The 16,587-nt window shown below is 66.5% G+C and carries 19 protein-coding genes and 3 tRNA genes; 5 read left to right on the top strand and 17 right to left on the bottom strand.

Annotated features, from left to right (window positions below; genetic code table 11):
* Positions 1-50: 50 nt before the first annotated feature.
* From ACOZBP_RS05405 to ACOZBP_RS05460, 12 genes are all read right to left on the bottom strand, one after another.
* On the bottom strand, positions 51-764 hold the full coding sequence (locus tag ACOZBP_RS05405) for an energy transducer TonB (RefSeq protein WP_422675353.1): 714 nt from the start codon (positions 762-764) through the stop codon (positions 51-53).
* An 18-nt stretch (positions 765-782) separates the two neighbouring features.
* Complete coding sequence (locus ACOZBP_RS05410; RefSeq protein WP_292033261.1) at positions 783-1,211, bottom strand: ExbD/TolR family protein; 429 nt, start codon at positions 1,209-1,211, stop codon at positions 783-785.
* Positions 1,212-1,216: 5 nt separating this feature from the next.
* Entirely contained in the window at positions 1,217-2,134 is a 918-nt protein-coding gene (locus ACOZBP_RS05415; RefSeq protein ID WP_422675354.1) for a MotA/TolQ/ExbB proton channel family protein, read from the bottom strand.
* A gap of 452 nt (positions 2,135-2,586) precedes the next feature.
* A tRNA-Phe gene (locus ACOZBP_RS05420) sits at positions 2,587-2,662 on the bottom strand.
* Positions 2,663-2,734: 72 nt separating this feature from the next.
* Positions 2,735-2,890: a DNA gyrase inhibitor YacG gene (locus ACOZBP_RS05425; protein ID WP_422675355.1), complete on the bottom strand. Its 156-nt coding sequence runs from the start codon at positions 2,888-2,890 to the stop codon at positions 2,735-2,737.
* On the bottom strand, positions 2,890-3,927 hold the full coding sequence (locus tag ACOZBP_RS05430) for a ribonuclease E/G (protein WP_422675356.1): 1,038 nt from the start codon (positions 3,925-3,927) through the stop codon (positions 2,890-2,892). Before ACOZBP_RS05430 ends, ACOZBP_RS05425 begins: the two co-directional genes overlap by 1 nt.
* A 1-nt stretch (position 3,928) precedes the next feature.
* Positions 3,929-4,528, bottom strand: coding sequence for a Maf family protein (locus ACOZBP_RS05435; protein ID WP_422675357.1), 600 nt, complete (start codon positions 4,526-4,528; stop codon positions 3,929-3,931).
* Between the two features lie 8 nt (positions 4,529-4,536).
* Positions 4,537-4,755: a translation initiation factor IF-1 gene (infA, locus tag ACOZBP_RS05440; RefSeq protein ID WP_008261544.1), complete on the bottom strand. Its 219-nt coding sequence runs from the start codon at positions 4,753-4,755 to the stop codon at positions 4,537-4,539.
* Between the two features lie 101 nt (positions 4,756-4,856).
* Positions 4,857-5,324: a UPF0262 family protein gene (locus ACOZBP_RS05445; protein WP_422675358.1), complete on the bottom strand. Its 468-nt coding sequence runs from the start codon at positions 5,322-5,324 to the stop codon at positions 4,857-4,859.
* Positions 5,321-5,803 carry a DUF2948 family protein gene (locus ACOZBP_RS05450; RefSeq protein WP_422675359.1) on the bottom strand — a complete coding sequence of 161 codons (483 nt, stop codon included), beginning with the start codon at positions 5,801-5,803 and terminating at the stop codon, positions 5,321-5,323. The genes ACOZBP_RS05445 and ACOZBP_RS05450 overlap by 4 nt, the downstream gene beginning before the upstream one ends.
* The gene (gene murA, locus ACOZBP_RS05455; protein ID WP_422675360.1) at positions 5,793-7,082 is read right to left on the bottom strand and encodes a UDP-N-acetylglucosamine 1-carboxyvinyltransferase; all 1,290 of its coding nucleotides are present in this window, start codon (positions 7,080-7,082) and stop codon (positions 5,793-5,795) included. The genes ACOZBP_RS05450 and murA overlap by 11 nt, the downstream gene beginning before the upstream one ends.
* 102 nt (positions 7,083-7,184) lie before the next feature.
* Positions 7,185-7,391 (bottom strand): hypothetical protein, encoded by a 207-nt coding sequence (locus ACOZBP_RS05460; protein ID WP_422675361.1) that lies wholly within the window; start codon positions 7,389-7,391, stop codon positions 7,185-7,187.
* Between the two features lie 62 nt (positions 7,392-7,453).
* Here ACOZBP_RS05460 and ACOZBP_RS05465 point away from each other — a divergent pair.
* Together ACOZBP_RS05465 and ACOZBP_RS05470 are read left to right on the top strand one after the other, a co-directional pair.
* Positions 7,454-7,528: transfer RNA gene (locus ACOZBP_RS05465), tRNA-Thr, on the top strand.
* A 173-nt stretch (positions 7,529-7,701) separates the two neighbouring features.
* Positions 7,702-11,007 (top strand): amidohydrolase family protein, encoded by a 3,306-nt coding sequence (locus ACOZBP_RS05470; protein WP_422675362.1) that lies wholly within the window; start codon positions 7,702-7,704, stop codon positions 11,005-11,007.
* Between the two features lie 177 nt (positions 11,008-11,184).
* Here ACOZBP_RS05470 and ACOZBP_RS05475 read toward each other — a convergent pair whose 3' ends face one another.
* The 4 genes from ACOZBP_RS05475 to ACOZBP_RS05490 form a co-directional block, all read right to left on the bottom strand.
* A complete protein-coding gene (locus ACOZBP_RS05475) occupies positions 11,185-11,841 on the bottom strand; it encodes a DedA family protein (RefSeq protein WP_422675363.1) in 657 nt (218 codons plus the stop codon).
* A gap of 115 nt (positions 11,842-11,956) precedes the next feature.
* Complete coding sequence (locus tag ACOZBP_RS05480; RefSeq protein ID WP_422675364.1) at positions 11,957-12,553, bottom strand: hypothetical protein; 597 nt, start codon at positions 12,551-12,553, stop codon at positions 11,957-11,959.
* A 49-nt stretch (positions 12,554-12,602) separates the two neighbouring features.
* Positions 12,603-13,094 (bottom strand): peptide-methionine (R)-S-oxide reductase MsrB, encoded by a 492-nt coding sequence (gene msrB, locus ACOZBP_RS05485; RefSeq protein ID WP_422675365.1) that lies wholly within the window; start codon positions 13,092-13,094, stop codon positions 12,603-12,605.
* Between the two features lie 102 nt (positions 13,095-13,196).
* Positions 13,197-14,675 (bottom strand): hypothetical protein, encoded by a 1,479-nt coding sequence (locus tag ACOZBP_RS05490; protein ID WP_422675366.1) that lies wholly within the window; start codon positions 14,673-14,675, stop codon positions 13,197-13,199.
* 173 nt (positions 14,676-14,848) lie between these two features.
* Between ACOZBP_RS05490 and ACOZBP_RS05495 the strand changes: the two genes are divergently transcribed.
* On the top strand, positions 14,849-15,232 hold the full coding sequence (locus ACOZBP_RS05495) for a DUF805 domain-containing protein (RefSeq protein WP_422675367.1): 384 nt from the start codon (positions 14,849-14,851) through the stop codon (positions 15,230-15,232).
* Here ACOZBP_RS05495 and lipB read toward each other — a convergent pair.
* Complete coding sequence (lipB, locus tag ACOZBP_RS05500; protein ID WP_422675368.1) at positions 15,229-15,945, bottom strand: lipoyl(octanoyl) transferase LipB; 717 nt, start codon at positions 15,943-15,945, stop codon at positions 15,229-15,231. The two genes, ACOZBP_RS05495 and lipB, sit on opposite strands and share 4 nt — an antisense overlap.
* Positions 15,946-15,954: 9 nt before the next feature.
* On the opposite strand from lipB, the gene ACOZBP_RS05505 reads away from it, so the two are divergent.
* Positions 15,955-16,260, top strand: a complete 306-nt coding sequence (locus ACOZBP_RS05505) for a FliM/FliN family flagellar motor switch protein (RefSeq protein WP_422675369.1) — start codon at positions 15,955-15,957, stop codon at positions 16,258-16,260.
* A gap of 234 nt (positions 16,261-16,494) precedes the next feature.
* Positions 16,495-16,579, top strand: a tRNA-Leu gene (locus ACOZBP_RS05510).
* The last annotated feature ends 8 nt before the right edge of the window (positions 16,580-16,587 follow it).

The raw sequence follows: 16,587 nt of genomic DNA on the forward strand, positions 1-16,587 counted from the left end.
ACGCCCCGGAGTTTCCTCCAGGGCGTTCAACCTGATCTCGGATGAGATCCCTAGTCCAGACGGAAGCGGGTCGTGAACTCGACGCGGGCGCCGACGGCGGCGCCATCGACAGTCCGCGGCGCCAGACGACCCGAACGGGCCGCCCGAAGAACCGCCTGGCCGAAACCGGCGCCAGAGGGGTCTTCCGACACCAGCCGGCAATCCGAAAGGCTGCCGTTAGGCGCAACGGCGCAGTTCACCTTGGCCGAACCGGACTCGATACCGCGCGACTGGGCGCGTTCCGGGAACTCGGGTTGGACCTGGCGAGACCAGCTCGGGTTGGTGATGACCGAAGGACGCGGCGGAGCGGGAGGAGCCGGCGGAGGCGGAGGTCCGGGGACGATCACGGGCGGGCCCGTGTATTCCTGACGGTCTTCCTTCTTCGTCGGTTCGATAGCCACAGTCACCGGAGGCGGAGGCGCCTGGGTGTTGATCTGCGGTTCACGCACCTGAAGCTTCGGCGGCGGAGGGGTGTCCGGCGGAGGCGGCGGCGGCGGCGGCGGCGGAGGCGGCGGAGGCGGAACCTCCATCAGCTCGACGTCGACGGCCTCATCCTCGTAGGTCATCTCCTTCAACACGAACTTGTTGTTGTACAAGTACAGGCCCGCCAGGGCGTGAACGATCACCGAAATGGTGATGCCCACGATGGCGCCGGTCGAAAGCTTCTTCTTCTTCTTCGGCGGATCCAGGATGGGATCCCGGTGGACGTGAGGTTCAGCTGTCATGCTATTCGCCCGCCCCCCTTAACTCTCTTCGCCAACGAGGGCGACGCTGTAGAAACCGTTATCCTGGAGGGCGTTCATGACCTGCATGAAATCGCCGTACCGGGTCTGCTGGTCTGCGCGAATGAAAATACGTTCTTCGGAGGGGTTCCTGCGTCCGATCTGAACCTTCAGATCTTCACCAAGCGAACCAGGCGATGACCGCAGGTCGCCAATCCACACATCGCCATCATTCTGGATGGAGATGAAGACCGGCGTCGGCGGGTTCTTGCCAGGAGGCGCAACGGCGCGAGGCAGTTTCACCGGCACCGACACGGTGGCGAGCGGAGCCGCCACCATGAAGATGATGAGGAGAACGAGCATAATGTCGACGAAAGGCGTGACATTGATCTCGGCGTTCGCCTCGACGGTGTACTTGCCGCCGCCGGAACCGGAAAGTTTGGCGGCCATCCGTCTTACGCTCCCTTGTCGAGCTGACGCGAGATGGCGTTGATCAGTTCAGCGTTGAAGCCGTCCGAACGCGTGCCGTAGTTCGAGATGCGCGTGTTGAAGTAGTTGTAGAAGATAACGGCCGGGATAGCGGCGAACAGGCCGATACCGGTAGCCAGCAGGGCTTCAGCAATACCCGGAGCAACAACGGCCAGGTTGGTCGTGTTGGACTCGGCGATGCCGATGAAGGAGTTCATGATGCCGTAAACGGTGCCGAACAGACCGACGAACGGACCGGTCGAACCGACCGAAGCCAGGAACTGCTGGCCGCCCGAGAGGCGCTTGGGCAGACCCGATTGAACAGCAGCCACAGCGGTCTGGGCGCGCAGCAGCGCCGAGTCGCGGTGATCGCCGGTGACGCTCAGGCCAGCCTGACGCGACAGTTCGATTTCTTCGGTGGCGGCGGCGGCCATGTCGGCCAGCGGGTTGCCGTCGAACTCTTCCGACGTCGACACGCGACGCATGTCAGCGATGGTGCGAGCGCCGCGGAAGGCTTCCAGGAAGCGGTCGGTGGCTTTGTTCAGCGCGCCGAACTCCAGCAGCTTGATGAGCAGCAGGGTCCACGAGAAGATCGAGGCCAGCAGCAGGCCGATCATGACGACCTTAACCACTGCGGTGGCTTCCATGAACATGGAGACCGGGGTGATGCCGCCGCTGCCGTGACCGCCCGAAACCGATTCACTGACCGTGGTGGGGTCAGCAGCGGGGGCGGCGGCGTCAGCAGCCGGAGCAGCAGCGTCGGCGGCCGGAGCGGCGGTCGAAGCAGCGGCTGCCGGATCAGCGGCCGGGGTTGCGGCGTCTTGCGCCAGAACCGGCGAGCTCGCCATCAGGACGGCAGCGCCGGCCAGTGCGAGGAGGATATTCGTCTTCTTGCTATCGAGCATTGTTCGCCAGTTCCTGCTTTGGTCTGACACGTGGAACCCAAGACACGGACCGCGTCAGTCGGCCGTCCCTATAATGAAATTGCGCCATCGCCTGGATCGAGCCCGACGTATGGAGCCGCCCCCCCGCAACGTCCGTTCGAAAACGGGCGTCGCCGCCAAGGTCCAGGACACAATATCCCGGTAACCCCGACCTGCAAGCAGGAATGCGGTTAAGACCCTTTGGCGAACGGCTATCTTAGCGTCAAGTCCGCAAAGTTTCTTTTCCCCTTCGCACCTGCAGCAATCGGGTAGGTCGGCAAGAAATTTGCAGTTTTCGTTATAAAGACGACACGAAAACGTCGCATCACGGCATGTTACTGAAATGCAATTCCCAAGGCGAAATTTAGGCCATTTTACGGCGTAGCTTGCGCGCAGATCCTTGGGGAACGTTGACGCTTCATTTGTAAGGGGAGTGGTGCCTGGAGGCGGGTTCGAACCACCGACACGCGGATTTTCAATCCGCTGCTCTACCAGCTGAGCTATCCAGGCGCGCGATCTCGTCGCGAGAGGCGGGTCTATAGGCGAGGCCGGAGAGGCTGTCCAGACGCCAATTTACTCAATTCAGCGATCTTTTTCATCATCGACGGCGTCATCGGTCGGAACAGCGTAGCCGCCGGTGAACCAGCGCTGCAGATCGACGTCGGCGCAGCGCTTGGAGCAGAAAGGTTTATAGGCTTCGACCGCCTTCTGGCGGCGGCAGATGGGGCAGAGCGACATTAGAGAGCCTCTTCAATTCTGACAGCGCCGGCAGCCATCGACGGATCGGCCCGCAGCCCGGCCCTCGGCCCCAGCGCCTGAACCCAGGCTGCGGCCAGCGCCGCCTCTTCAGGACCACAGCGCGCAACGAAACGCGGCGTGGCGGGATCGGACAACATGGCCAGACGCAGGTGACGGACGACAGCGATGGCGCGCGCCTCCAGGTTCAGCCGTCCGGCCGCATCCAGCAATCGCTCATCCAGAGGGGTTCGACGCCACGGCAAGGACAACTGCATCAGGCCGAAACGGCTCAGCGGGCCGAAGACAGCCTTGGGCTCGTCAGCGAAGGCCGCGCGAACGCCCTTCATTATAGTGTCGCCATGCAGGCCGGCGCCGATCAGATCGATCACGATCAGCCCGCCCCACCCTTTCAGGGTCAGAAGGCGGGCGGCGTGCGACAATCCGGCACGGTTCGCCGCCTCGCGGCTCTTGCGGGAATCGCGACCCGGCGCGGGCGCATGATCGATATCGACCGCGATCAGGGCGCGGGTGCGCTGAATCATCAGGTCCAGACCGCTGGCGGAATCAACGACGGAGGCGGACAGCGCATCCTCCTCAGCCTCCAGGGCGGCGCGAATCGCGACCACGCCGGTCTGAGGGACGACGCCCGGCGCCAGTAGGGAAAGAATCGCGGCCACGTCAGACCCCGCTGTCAGCAGGCGCGGCTCGCCGGCCGCTTCGCCGATGCGGCGAAGCACAGGACCCTTGCGCTCGCGCGGCTCGGCGGAGACCTCGACTTCAACCTTGCTCCCCTCCCCCGGCCTGTCGTTCTGGCCCAGCGGCAGGAAACCGAACGGCTCGCCCGCCCCCAGATCGACGAAGGCGCCGCGCAGACCCGGCTCGACCCGCGCGATACGCCCGACGCAACGCGCGCCCAGCCGATCGCTCGGCCGGTCGCTGTCACGCTGGAGGATCAGATGATGGAAGCGCCCGTTGCGGGCGACGACGCCGCGGGTCTCGCCCGGCGTCTGATCGAGGAAGACCTCGACATCAGCCATGTCAGGCGACGCGGGGTCGCCAGCCGGCGCCCCGAAGCAGATTGGCCGCCTCATAGAGGGGCAGGCCCATGACGGCGGGATGGCTGCCGACGATACGGCGCACGAAGGCGGCGGCCGCCCCCTGGATGCCGTATCCGCCCGCCTTGCCGCGCCATTCGCCCGAGGCGACGTAGGTTGCGATCTCTTCGGCCGACAGGGTCTTGAACGAGACGCGGGTATCGACGACGCGGCTGGTCGCCTGACCATCGGCGATCACGACGACGCCGGTGAAGACGCGGTGATTGCGGCCCGACAGCAGTTCAAGGAAGCGCCTGGCCTCGGCCTCGTCGGCCGGCTTTTCCAGCAGGCGACGGCCCAGGGCGACGACGGTGTCGGCGGCCAGGACGATGGCGTCGGGCGAACGCGCGGCCACGACCTCGGCCTTGCCGCGCGCCAGCCGCTCGGCCAGACGCGTCGGCGTCTCGCCCTTCAGCGGGGTCTCGTCGATGTCGGCGGGATCAACATGATCGGGAACCACCCCGATCTGCGCCAGCAGTTCTATGCGGCGCGGGCTCGACGAGGCCAGAACCAGCCTAGGAGCCGAAAGGTCAGGACGCGACACGCGCGTCCTTACTTGAAGCGATAGGTGATGCGGCCCTTGGTCAGGTCGTAGGGCGTCATTTCAACCAGCACCTTGTCGCCCGCCAGGACGCGGATGCGGTTCTTGCGCATCTTGCCGGCGGTGTGGGCGATGATCTCGTGGTCGTTTTCCAGCGTTACGCGGAAGGTGGCGTTCGGCAGCAGTTCGCTGACGGTGCCGGGGAACTCGAGAAGCTCTTCCTTGGCCATGCGGTCTCTCTCACCCGTAAAACAGCTTAAGGCTCGCGTCGGGTGTGAACGCAAGCCGTGAAGGAGGCGCCTAATGCACCAAAACGCCGAAATAGTCGAGTTCAGCCGCGTCGATAGACGGCGCAAACCAGTGTGAACAGCCGACGGGCGGTTTCGTGGTCGATCGCGACCTTGCCGTCGAGCCGCGCCTTGAGCAGTTCGGCGCCTTCATTGTGCAGGCCACGACGGCCCATATCGACCGACTCGATCTGGCTGGGCGACGAGCCGCGCAGGGCTTCGTAGTAGCTTTCGCAGATCAGGGCGTAGTCACGGATCACCGTCTTCATCGGCGACAGCGACAGAACGTGGGTGCGGGCGAAGTCCGGCCCGGCGATATCGAAGGCCAGGCGGTTCTCCTGCGACGACAGGCGAAGCGTATAGGGCCCGCCCTCGGCGCCCTCGGGCGCGAAGCTGTTGGCCTCGACCAGGTCGAAGATGGCGACTCGACGCTGGTGCTCGATCTCGGCGGTGGCGGCCGGCAGGGTCGCGGCGTCCACCTCGATGGAAGACAGCTTGTGCGGCCCGCTCATGATTGAGTCTCGTCCAGATGGGTCGGGGCCATCCGCGCAGGCCAGCGGTCCGACAGGTCGGTCAGGACGGCGTCCAGACATTCCACGTCGATGCGCAGATCGCCGCCGCCGGCGAACATCAGGATGACGCGGCCGCCGGGCGCCTCGGTCGGCTCGAAGTCGAGCGCCAGCAGCTCCAGCGCCGATTCGGGCAGGCGCGGCAGGCGGCGGCTCTTGACCGCCTCGACGTCGCCGAACTGCATGGCGGCCATCACCCGCGTGCCGCCGCATTCCCAACAGAAGCGCGACAGGACGATGGTCAGGCGCCGGGCTTCCTTTTCCCAGCGGATGTCGACAGGACGCATGATGGCGTCCTGAAGCGCAGCCGAGATGATCTGCAGGTCGACAGCGTCCTCGGCCAAGAGGCGCAAGGGCTCCATCGGCGCGAGAGACTCCGCCGCCGCGTCGTTGTCAGAGACCGTGTCGACCTCAGTGCTCATCCGCCTCGCCCTTCACGCGCCGCACGTCGGCGCCGCAGGCTCCCAGCTTTTCTTCCATCCGCTCGAAGCCGCGATCCAGATGATACACACGACCGACCGTGGTTTCGCCCTCCGCGACCAGGCCGGCCATGACCAGGCTGATCGAGGCCCGCAGGTCGGTGGCCATGACAGGCGCCCCGGTCAGCTTCTCGACCCCGCGCACCCGCGCCTCGCCCGCATGGACCGAGATGTCCGCGCCCAGGCGCGCCAGCTCGGGCGCGTGCATGAAGCGGTTCTCGAAGATGTTCTCGTGGATGATGCTCTCGCCCTCGGCGGTCGTCATCAGCGCCATGAACTGGGCCTGCAAGTCGGTGGCGAAGCCCGGATAGATTTCGGTCGTGACGTTGACCGCCTTCAGCCGCTGCGCGGGATCACGTCGAACGATGACGCCGTCGGCGGTCGGTTCGACCTCGACCCCCGCCTCGACCATCTTGTCGGTCAGGGCGGTGATCAGGTCGGCGCGGCCCTTGGTCAGGCGCACCTCGCCCCCGGCCATGGCGGCGGCCAGGGCATAGCTGCCCATCTCGATCCGGTCCGGAATCACCGACCAGGTCGCGCCGCTCAGCGACGAGACGCCGGTGATGGTCAGGACGTCGGTGTCCAAGCCTTCGATCCTGGCGCCCATGGCGATCAGGCAGCGGGCCAGATCCCCGATCTCGGGTTCGCGAGCCGCCCGCTTCAGCACCGTCACGCCATTGGCCAGGACCGCCGCCAGAAGGGCATGTTCCGTGGCTCCCACCGAGACGAAGGGAAACTCGATTTCTGCGCCGCGCAGCCCTCTGGGCGCCGTGGCCGAGACATAGCCCTCTTCCAGCTCGATCGCCGCCCCCATGGCCGACAGGGCCATCAGGTGCAGATCGACCGGGCGCGCGCCGATGGTGCAGCCGCCGGGCAGCGAAACCTTGGCGTTGCCGGTGCGGGCCAGCAGCGGCCCCAGGACGTTGAACGAGGCCCGCATCTGCCGAACCAGGTCATATGGGGCGAAGGTCGAGGTCAGCTCTGCGGCGTGGAACAGGGTCTCCTGCCCGTCTGCGCCGTCGCGTTCCGTAACCTCGACGCCAAACTGCTGCAGCAGCTGGCCCAGGAAACGGGTGTCGGCCAGACGCGGCATGTTGGTCAGCAGCAGGGGCTGATCCGTCAGAATTGACGCCGCCATCAGCTTGATGGCCGAATTCTTGGCGCCGCTGACCTCGATCTGGCCGTTCAGGCGGTTGCCGCCGTGGATGACGATGCTGTCCATGGAATCTTTCACGGCCGGAAACACTGCGTCCCGGCGAACCGGCTATCTAGCAAGCCCTTGCGCCCTCGCGAAAGGGCCGGATGCGCGCGGGCGCGATGACTTTCAGTTGCGCTCTGCGGCGGGACGCGCCGGAGCGGCAGGGGCCTTGCGACGCTTGAGGTTGGTGCGCAGGGCCGCGGCCAGCCGCACGGCCCGCTCCGCCCTGGCCTTCTGCTCGCGTGAGGGCTCCGTGGTCGGAGCGGGAGAAAGAGCGTCTTTGGGCGGCGTGTCCATGATGTGCAGCAGACGCCGAGCAAAGTTTTTGATCAAGCATGCATTTTGCACTTGGCCCGGCCGAAGCCGTTGGCTATACGGCCGCTTCCTCAGTGACCGCCGCCGTAGCTCAGTGGTAGAGCGCATCCTTGGTAAGGCTGAGGTCGTGGGTTCGATTCCCCCCGGCGGCACCATCCGGATCCTTGCAGATCATTGATTTGCAAGGATCCGGGCCACTCTCCCCGACAATCAGATGCGCTGTCCTGACGCGGACGAAATGCGCCCGGTCGATCCCGGACGTCTGGTCAAGACAGCCCCCTGGCCGCTAGACCTTCGGAACTCAGTTTCGAGGGGTTTGGGGCTTTCCATGAAGCGCAGCTTGTTGACCACCGTCGCGGCCTTGGCCGTGGCCTTCCCGGCGTTCGCCCAGACCGCGTCCGAGACGACGCCCGCAGCCGATTCGACGGCGACCGCGACCACGCCCGCCAAGCCGAAATGGGACGTCCAGAACCCGCCGGGCGCGTCGCACGATGCGACCATCGACGTCACCGAGGGCACCTGGATGTCGCTGGACGTCAGCCCGGACGGCCGCGAGATCGTCTTCGACCTGCTGGGCGACATCTATGTCATGCCGATCAGCGGCGGCGAGGCCCGCGCCATCGCCTCGGGCGTCGCCTGGGACATGCAGCCCAAGTATTCGCCGGACGGCCGCTCCATCGCCTTCACCTCGGACCGGGGCGGCGGCGACAACCTGTGGGTCATGGATCGCGACGGGTCGAACGCCAAGCAGGTGTCGAACGAGACCTTCCGCCTGCTGACCCAGCCTGACTGGTCGCCGGACGGCCAGTTCGTCGTCGGCCGCAAGCATTTCACCTCGTCGCGCTCACTGGGCGCGGGCGAGATGTGGCTCTATCACCGGGGCGGCGGCGGCGGCGTGCAACTGACCGAACGCCGCACCCAGCAGAAGGACACGGGAGAGCCCGCCTTCTCGCCCGACGGCCGCTATCTCTACTTCAGCGACGACGCCACCGCGGGCGGCGTGTTCGACTATTCCAAGGACCCGAACACCCAGATCTATGTGATCCGTCGCCTGGATCGCGAAACGGGCGAGGTCACGCCCTTCGTCACCGGGCCGGGCGGCTCGATTCGCCCCACCCCCTCGCCCGACGGCAAGTCCTTGGCCTTCATCCGGCGTGATCGGTACAAGTCCGTCCTCTACGTCATGGACCTGGAATCGGGCCGCGAGACCCCGATCCACGACGCCCTGGACCGCGACCTGCAGGAAACCTGGGCCATCCACGGCGTCTATCCGACGATGAGCTGGACGCCCGACAACCGTTCGATCGTCTTCTGGGCCGGCGGCAAGATCCATCGCATCGACGTGGCGTCGAAAGCCGTCAGCGAAATCCCCTTCCACGTGGCCGACACCCGTCGCGTGCAGGAGGCCGTGCGCTTCCCCGTCGAGGTCGCGCCGGATCAGTTCGACGTGAAGATGGTCCGCTGGGCCCAGACCTCGCCCGACGGCTCCAAGGTGGTGTTCGAGGCCCTGGGCAATCTGTGGATTCGCGACCTGAGGAACGGCGTGGCGGGCGCTCCGCGTCGCCTGACGCGCCAGAGCGACCACTTCGAGCTCTATCCGTCCTGGTCGCGCGACGGCCGCTCCATCGTCTACACGACCTGGAACGATCAGGACCTGGGCACCCTGCGGGTGATTCCCGCCGCCGGCGGCGAGGGCCGCGTCATCAGCGCCCAGCCCGGCCACTATCTGGAGCCGCAGTTCTCGCCGGACGGCCAGACCGTCGTCTATCGCACCTCCAGCGACGGCTTCCTGCGCACGGCCCTGTGGAGCCGCGAGCCGGGCGTCTATCGCACCTCGGTGCGCGGCGGCGAGGCGACCCTGATCACCGATGAGGGCTCCAACCCGCAGTTCGGCGCCCGCAACGACCGCGTCTTCCTGACGGGGCGCGACGGCGATAAGCGCGTGCTGAAATCGGTCAACCTGTCGGGCGAGGACGAGCGCACCCACCTGAGCAGCGAATGGGCCGCCGAGTTCTCGGTCTCGCCTGATGAGCATTGGGTCGCCTGGACCGAGCGCTTCAACGCCTATGTGGCGCCCTTCGTCTCGACCGGCCGCGCCGTCACGGTCGGCGCCGAGACCAAGGCCCTGCCCCAGACCCGCGTGACCCGCGACGCCGGCGAGTGGCTGCACTGGTCGGGCGATTCCAGCCGTCTGCAATGGTCGATGGGACCGGAGCTGTTCTCGCGCCCGCTGCAAGAGAGCTTCGCCTTCGCCGAGGGCGCGCCCGCCGAACTGCCCAAGCCCGCCGAGCATGGCGTCAAGATCGGCTTCAGCACCGACTACGCCAAGCCGACCGGCCGCGTGGTCCTGAGCGGCGCCCGCCTGATCACCATGAAGGGCGACGAGGTCATCGAGGACGGCGTGGTCGTCGTCAACGGCAACCGCATCGAGGCCATCGGCCCCCGCGGCTCGGTGACGGTCCCGGCCGACGCCCGCGTCATGGACATGGCGGGCAAGACCATCATCCCCGGTTTGATCGACGCCCACTGGCATGGCTCGATGGGCTCGGACGAGATCATCCCGCAGCAGTCCTGGGTCAACTACGCCGCGCTGGCCTTCGGCGTGACCACCATCCACGACCCGTCCAATGATTCGAGCGAGATCTTCGCCCACAGCGAACTGGCCAAGGCCGGCAAGGTGGTCGGGCCGCGCATCTTCTCGACCGGCACCATCCTCTATGGCGCGGCGACGCCGTTCACGGCCCAGGTCAATGATCTGGACGACGCCCTGTCCAACCTGCGCCGGATGCAGGCCGTGGGGGCCTGGAGCGTCAAGAGCTACAACCAGCCGCGCCGCGACCAGCGCCAGCAGATTCTGGAAGCCGCGCGCGAACTGGGCATGATGGTCGTGCCCGAGGGCGGGTCCCTGTATCAACACAACATGAGCATGGTGGTGGACGGCCACACAACGATCGAGCACTCGATCCCCCTGGCGCGCCTCTATGCCGACGTGCACCAGCTGTGGCGTCAGACCAAGGTGGCCTACACCCCGACCCTGGTCGTGGCCTATGGCGGCAACTGGGGCGAGAACTACTGGTATCAGGCCACGGACGTCTGGAACGATCCCATCCTGACGAAGTACGTCCCGCGCCGCATTCTGGACAGCCGCGCCCGGCGCCCGGTCCATGTCCCGGAAAACGAGCTGAACCACATCGACATCGCCCGCGAGGCCAAGCGCCTGTCGGACGAGGGCGTGTCGGTGCAGATCGGCGCCCACGGCCAGCGTGAAGGTCTCGGCGCCCACTGGGAGCTGTGGATGTTCGAACAGGGCGGCATGACCCCACATCAGGCCCTGCGCGTCGGCACCCTGAACGGCGCCGCGGCGCTCGGCATGGACAAGGACATCGGCTCGCTGGAAGCCGGCAAGCTGGCCGACCTGGTCGTGCTGGACGCCAACCCGCTGGAGAACCTGCGCAACACGGTCAAGATCGGCTACACCATGATCAACGGCCGCATCTTCGACAAGGAGATGAACGAGGTCGGCCAGGCCCCGCGTCAGCCCTTCTGGCACCAGACCGCCGACGGTCAGGCCTGGAGCGCTGGCGCCGCCTCCGCCGAGGCGGATGCGCACGGCCACAGCCACGGCCACGACTGACGCGGTCAGTCCTGAGAACGAAGAAGGCCCGACCATCCGGTCGGGCCTTTTTTCATGGGCTCTTTACGTCATCCCGGAAGGCGCGAAGCGCCTATCCGGGACCGCAAGAAGCGCTGACGTCGACGTCCTGGACGGTCCCGGCTCTCCGCTGCGCTGCGGCCGGGATGACGTTCTAGTTTACTTGACCGCCGCAGCCAGCAAGGCCGAGCGCCTGGCCGCCCTGCCCTTCAGCCAGCGCATGGCGACGACGGCGACGACCACCAATGTCCCAAAGGCGATCAGCATCAGGGTCGGACCATGGGCCTCGCTCATGAACTCCAGTTTCGCCAGACCTTTGGCGGCCAGATAGCCGGGCGCCAGCATGGCCAGGACCCAGACGAAGGCCGAGGTGACATTGGCCAACTGGAATACGCGCTGACGCATCCGCAGCACCCCCACCATGACCGGCACGAAGGCGCGCAGAGGACCGAAGAACCGGCCAATGAAGATGGAGGCCACGCCGTAGCGACGGCAATAGAGCCGCGTCCAGGCGATCTTGCGACGATGCGGCAGCAGCAGCGGCTGGCGCAGAACGCCCGTGCCCAGTCGCCGTCCGATCCAGTAGGAGATGGCGTCCCCCATGACCGCGCCGATCACGCAGCCCGCAATCACAGTCCAAGGATCAAGGACGCCCGCCGCGACCAGGCCGCCCGCCGCCACCAGCAGGCCCGTGGCCGGCACGAAGGCGCCGATGACCACCAGCGACTCGAAAAAGGTGACAACCCCCAGAACGACCCCGGCCCAGACATGGTGTCTGGCGATGAAATCGGCGGCCGAACTAAGCAAACTATCCATACTGATCCTCTATCTCCCACGCATATGGGAGATCACCGCCCCAAGGGAATGCGGCGATGGGACGCCCCCGGCGAAACAGGTCAAGCCGTGGCGCGAAGGCCTCAGTCAGAAGCGCTCAACCGCCGCCCTGCCAGGAGAACCCGACAGAGGTGCTGGTTTCCTTCACCCCCGTCGGCCGCACCCGCAACGGCGCATAGGGGCGACCACGGAAATATGTGCCCTCAAATCCAGGCGGCTCGATCACGCCGAAGGGACGGCCATAGCCGCCGTAGGGATAGTCGCGATAGGAACCGTAGCCGTATCCCCACGGGCTGTTCTTGGTCTGGCTCACGCTGAGGTTCAACGTTCCGTTCTCGCCCACCGGCATGGAAACGGCCGCCGAATAGTCCTGATAGCCGCCGGTGCCCATGCCGACGCTGAACTCGCCATGCATCTTGCGCGGTTCGGATTCGGCCCAGGGGTCGGCAGGCGCGCTGCCTGACGTCTCGGCCGTGCGCTCGCTGATCCAGCGCGCAATCTGCTCGTCGGTGGAAAGGCCATGCGGCGAGGCGCTCTGGACCGTGGTGCTTGGGGAAGCGTCGGCGGTGGTTTCGGCAAGGTTGGCGGCCGACGCCGTCAGCACAGCCTGATCGCCGCGCGGCGCCGTGGCGACCACGCCCTCGGGGTCCATGTTCGACAGCAATATCGCGGCCGCGGCCAGTTCGATCATCATGCGCCCATACTCCCGTTCGTCACCACCCTAACCGCAAATGCGGCCAAGGTCAGGCGCGACCGTCGCCGCGCCCCAGAGGATCCGGCAGCGCGGCCCCTTCGGGCACAAAGCTGAGCGCCACGGAGTTGATGCAGTAGCGAAGACCGGACGGCGGCGGGCCATCAGGGAAGACGTGGCCCTGATGGCTGTCGCAGCGGGCGCAGCGGGTCTCGACCCGGACCATGCCATAGGTCTCGTCACGGACGGCGCGAACGTGGGCCTCGTCTACCGGAACGCTGAAGCTGGGCCAGCCCGTGCCGCTTTCGAACTTGGTCGCCGAGCGGAACAGCGGCAGACCGCATTCGCGGCAGCAGAAGACCCCTGCCCGCTTCTCGCCCAGCAGGGTGCCGCAGAAGGGCGCCTCGGTGCCATGGGCCAGCAGGACGCGCTTTTCCTCGGCCGACAGATCGGCTTCCAGCGCGACGCGCTGGCTCTCGCTCGGCGGCGTCAGATCAAAGCCCGAAGGCGATCGCAGCGACGGGGGGGATTCGGTCTGGGTCATGCCCCTAAAGTAGGAAGGGCCGGACGATGTTTCCACCGCCCGGCCCCAATGTCGTCTTCAAGACCCTAGACGGGCCTCAAGTAGCCCGAAGGGCGGTAGGCCCTAGAACAAAGTTCCGACCCAGGTGCGGACGGCGGCTTCGTCGGTCGGGTTGCCGGTGAATGCGAGACCTTGCGCCGGGACATAGCCCTGGTTGTTGCCGCGCTGACGCGTGGTCCAGGCCTTGTGGCCGTAGCTGAGGTCCGAATAGTTCGACGGCAGGCGCTGCACGGTCGGCTCGATGAAGATCGAGTCCACGGCGGTGGCCGAACCGGCCAGTTGCACGTTCGGCAGACGCGTCAGCAGGTCGAGCGTGTCGAGGCAGCCGTTCGTGCAGCCGCCATCGACCAGAACCACGACCTTGCCCTGCACCGGATTGGCGGCGCCCGTGTCGGCCACGGAGGGGCGGCCCGGCATGACGAAGGTCTGCTGACCGGCGGCCAGGGCTGCGTCAAAGGCCGCCACGATAGCTTGCGTCTGTTCGATGACCGGGGCCGATTCCTGCACGAAGCGCGGATCCGACTGCATCCGGTTCAGGGTGTCGGCGAACCATTGGCGGTTGGCGGCTGTGGCGCGATAGGTGATCTGGCCGGCTTCGGGCTGGCGGCTGACGGTGAACTCCGGCGTCCAGATGCGGTTGGCCAGGCCATAGCCGCGCGAGGTGGCGTTGATCGAGTCGCCATCCGCGCCGCGCAGGTCGATGACCAGCCCTTGCGCACCGCGCAGGGTGGCGGCCTGAGCTTCAACCTGAGCGAAGAAGGCGTCCCAGCCAGCGGTGTCTTCCATTGAGTTCACATGAACCCACGGGCGACCATCGACCTGTTCGATCGACAGCTTGGTCGCGCCCGGCGTGAAGACCGAGGCGCGGTAGGCGGCTTCCAGGTCGGCCGGCGTCGCCGGTTGCGGGCTGAGCTTATAGTCGCGGGTGCGGCGACCGACCTGGAACTCGCAGGTCGAGGGCACGCCGCCGGCCATCGGGTTGTTGCGGTTCCAAAGCAGATAGGGGGCGGTGCGAACGCGACCGGCCTCGGTCGTCAGGTCGCCTTCGAAAAGATCCAGCTTGGCCTTGGCGACCTCTTCGATGGGCTGGACGTTGCAGCTCTTGACCACGGCGCCGAGGGGCGGTGCGCCGCGCACGCCGGGCTGGACGTAGGAGACGACATACTGACCGTCACGCCAGGCCGTGGCCACGCCGGGCCAGCTGGTGGCGAAGAAGGGGCTTGCGCCTTCAAACGTCGGATCGGTAGCGATGTTCGCGTCACGGAAACCGTTGGCGTAGTAGCGAAGCAGATAGGCGTGGCTCTCGCCGCTGTTGACCTGTCCGGCCTTGCCGAGGGCGTCCTGCAGACCGGCGTCGATCCAGCCCCGGAAGGTTTCGCTGGCGGCGCCCGGCACCACGGCGGCCGGGTGATTGGCTTTCAGCGCATCATGAGTGGCCTGAAGGTCTTGCCGCGCCAGGTCGCTGAAGTTCTGGGCCGAGGCGCTGCTGGCGGCGAAAGCCAGGGCAAGGACAGCCGCCGAGGTGGTGAGCAGACGTTGCATGAAGGGAACTCCAAGAGGCGTCGAAACAGGATTTCGCCGTGTTTAAACCCAAGAAAGGCCCGCGTTAAACCCCCGCGACGAATTGACCGCGACGCTTGGCGCCGGCGCGCCGGTTTACTCAGGAAGGTCCGCGCCTTAATCGAAGTCGTCACTTTTCGTTGAAACGACGTCGGATGCACCGCTTCTCAGACCTGTTCCTGACGTCCAGCGGGCGTATCGGCCGCCCCGCCTTCATCGGCGGCGCGCTGGTCGTGCTGGCGCTGTGGGCGGCGTTCGACCTGCTGTCGCCTTTGATGGTGCGGGATTTCACAGGCTGGATCGTTGCGGCGACCCTGCTCTACAGCGCCGCCTGCCTGCTGTCGCAGCGACTGCATGACCGAGGGCGATCGGGGTGGTGGAGCGGACTGATTTTGCTGGCCTTCGCCATGGCCTGGCCGCGCCCGCAGGCGCCCATCGACTGGGTCGCCCTGGGCCTTATGTTGGTTATCGCCATCGATCTGGCGCTGCTGCCGGGGCAGAAAACCTTCAATCGCTACGGCGCTCCCCCGAATGCCTAGATCGGCGGGGCGGCCGTCTGGACGGGGCCGAACACCCGCTGGAACGAGGCCTTCAGCGCCCCGTCCGCCTCGTCCATCGTCGCCAGGACGCCCAGATCGACCAGGCTGGTCACGCCGTGCTCGGTGATGCCGCAGGGCACGATGCCCCCGAAATGGTCGAGGTCCGGCTCCACGTTCAGGCTGATGCCGTGGAAGCTGACCCATTTGCGCACCTTGACCCCGATGGCGGCGATCTTGTCCTCGCGGGACCAGCCCGCGCCCTTGCGCTCGACCCAGACGCCGACACGACCGTCGCGCATGCCGGCCTCGACCCCGAACTGATCCAGGGCGCCGATGATCCAGTCCTCAAGCCCATGGACGAAGGCGCGCACGTCCTTGCCGCGCCGGTTCAGGTGCAGCATGACGTAGGCCACGCGCTGGCCGGGGCCGTGATAGGTGAACTGCCCGCCCCGGCCCGTGCGGTGGACCGGGAAGCGGTCGGGCGCCAGCAGGTCGTCGTCCTTGGCCGACACGCCCGCCGTATAAAGGGGCGGATGCTCCAGCAGCCAGACAACCTCCTCGGCTTCGCCCGCCGCGATGGCGGCGACGCGGGCCTCCATGGCGGCGACGGCGGGCTCATAGTCGACATAGCCGGTCGAGACCGCCCATTCGACGGGATGACCATCGGCGCGGATCAAAGATGGTTGGGCGATACTTAACGGGTCGGCAAGCATGACGCTTCAATGTGTCTGCTGACGCGGCGGCGCAAGGGCCGCCCGTTGATTGCGAGTATTGTCTTGAGCCAGATCGAAGCCGTCGACGTCGAGATTTCAGTCGTGCTGGGCCGTTCAGTCCTGCCGATGCAGCAACTGCTGCGCATGGGTCGCGGCGCGGTGATTCCGCTAGACGCCTCGGAACGTGACGAGGTCTGGATCCTGGCCAACAATCACCCGGTCGCGCGCGGCGAGATCGAGATTCGCGACGACCGCATCGCCATCACCGTGACCCGCACCGCCGACATCTACGACTTCATGGCCGGCGCGGCTTAATGCTGGCCTGACTTTGCCTTTCCTCCCTGTCGCGCAGCGATGGGGAGGTGGCGCGGCGCCGAAGGCGACGTGACGGAGGGGGCGACTCCGCGTCAGCCGTATGCGTCGCCCCCTCCACCACTGCGTGGTCCCCCTCCCCATGAAATGGGGAGGAAAAGCAGAGCTCCCCGCTATTTCCGCAAATCCCCCTTTTCTTTCCATCGCCTCTCCGCTATTGCCCGCCCTCCGATGCGAGCGGTCGTGGCGGAATTGGTAGACGCGCAGCGTTGAGGTCGCTGTGGGGCAACCCGTGGAAGTTCGAGTCTTCTCGACCGCACCATCTGATCT

This window comes from Brevundimonas sp. NPDC058933, assembly GCF_049315965.1.
In the GTDB taxonomy this organism is placed as follows: Bacteria; Pseudomonadota; Alphaproteobacteria; order Caulobacterales; family Caulobacteraceae; genus Brevundimonas.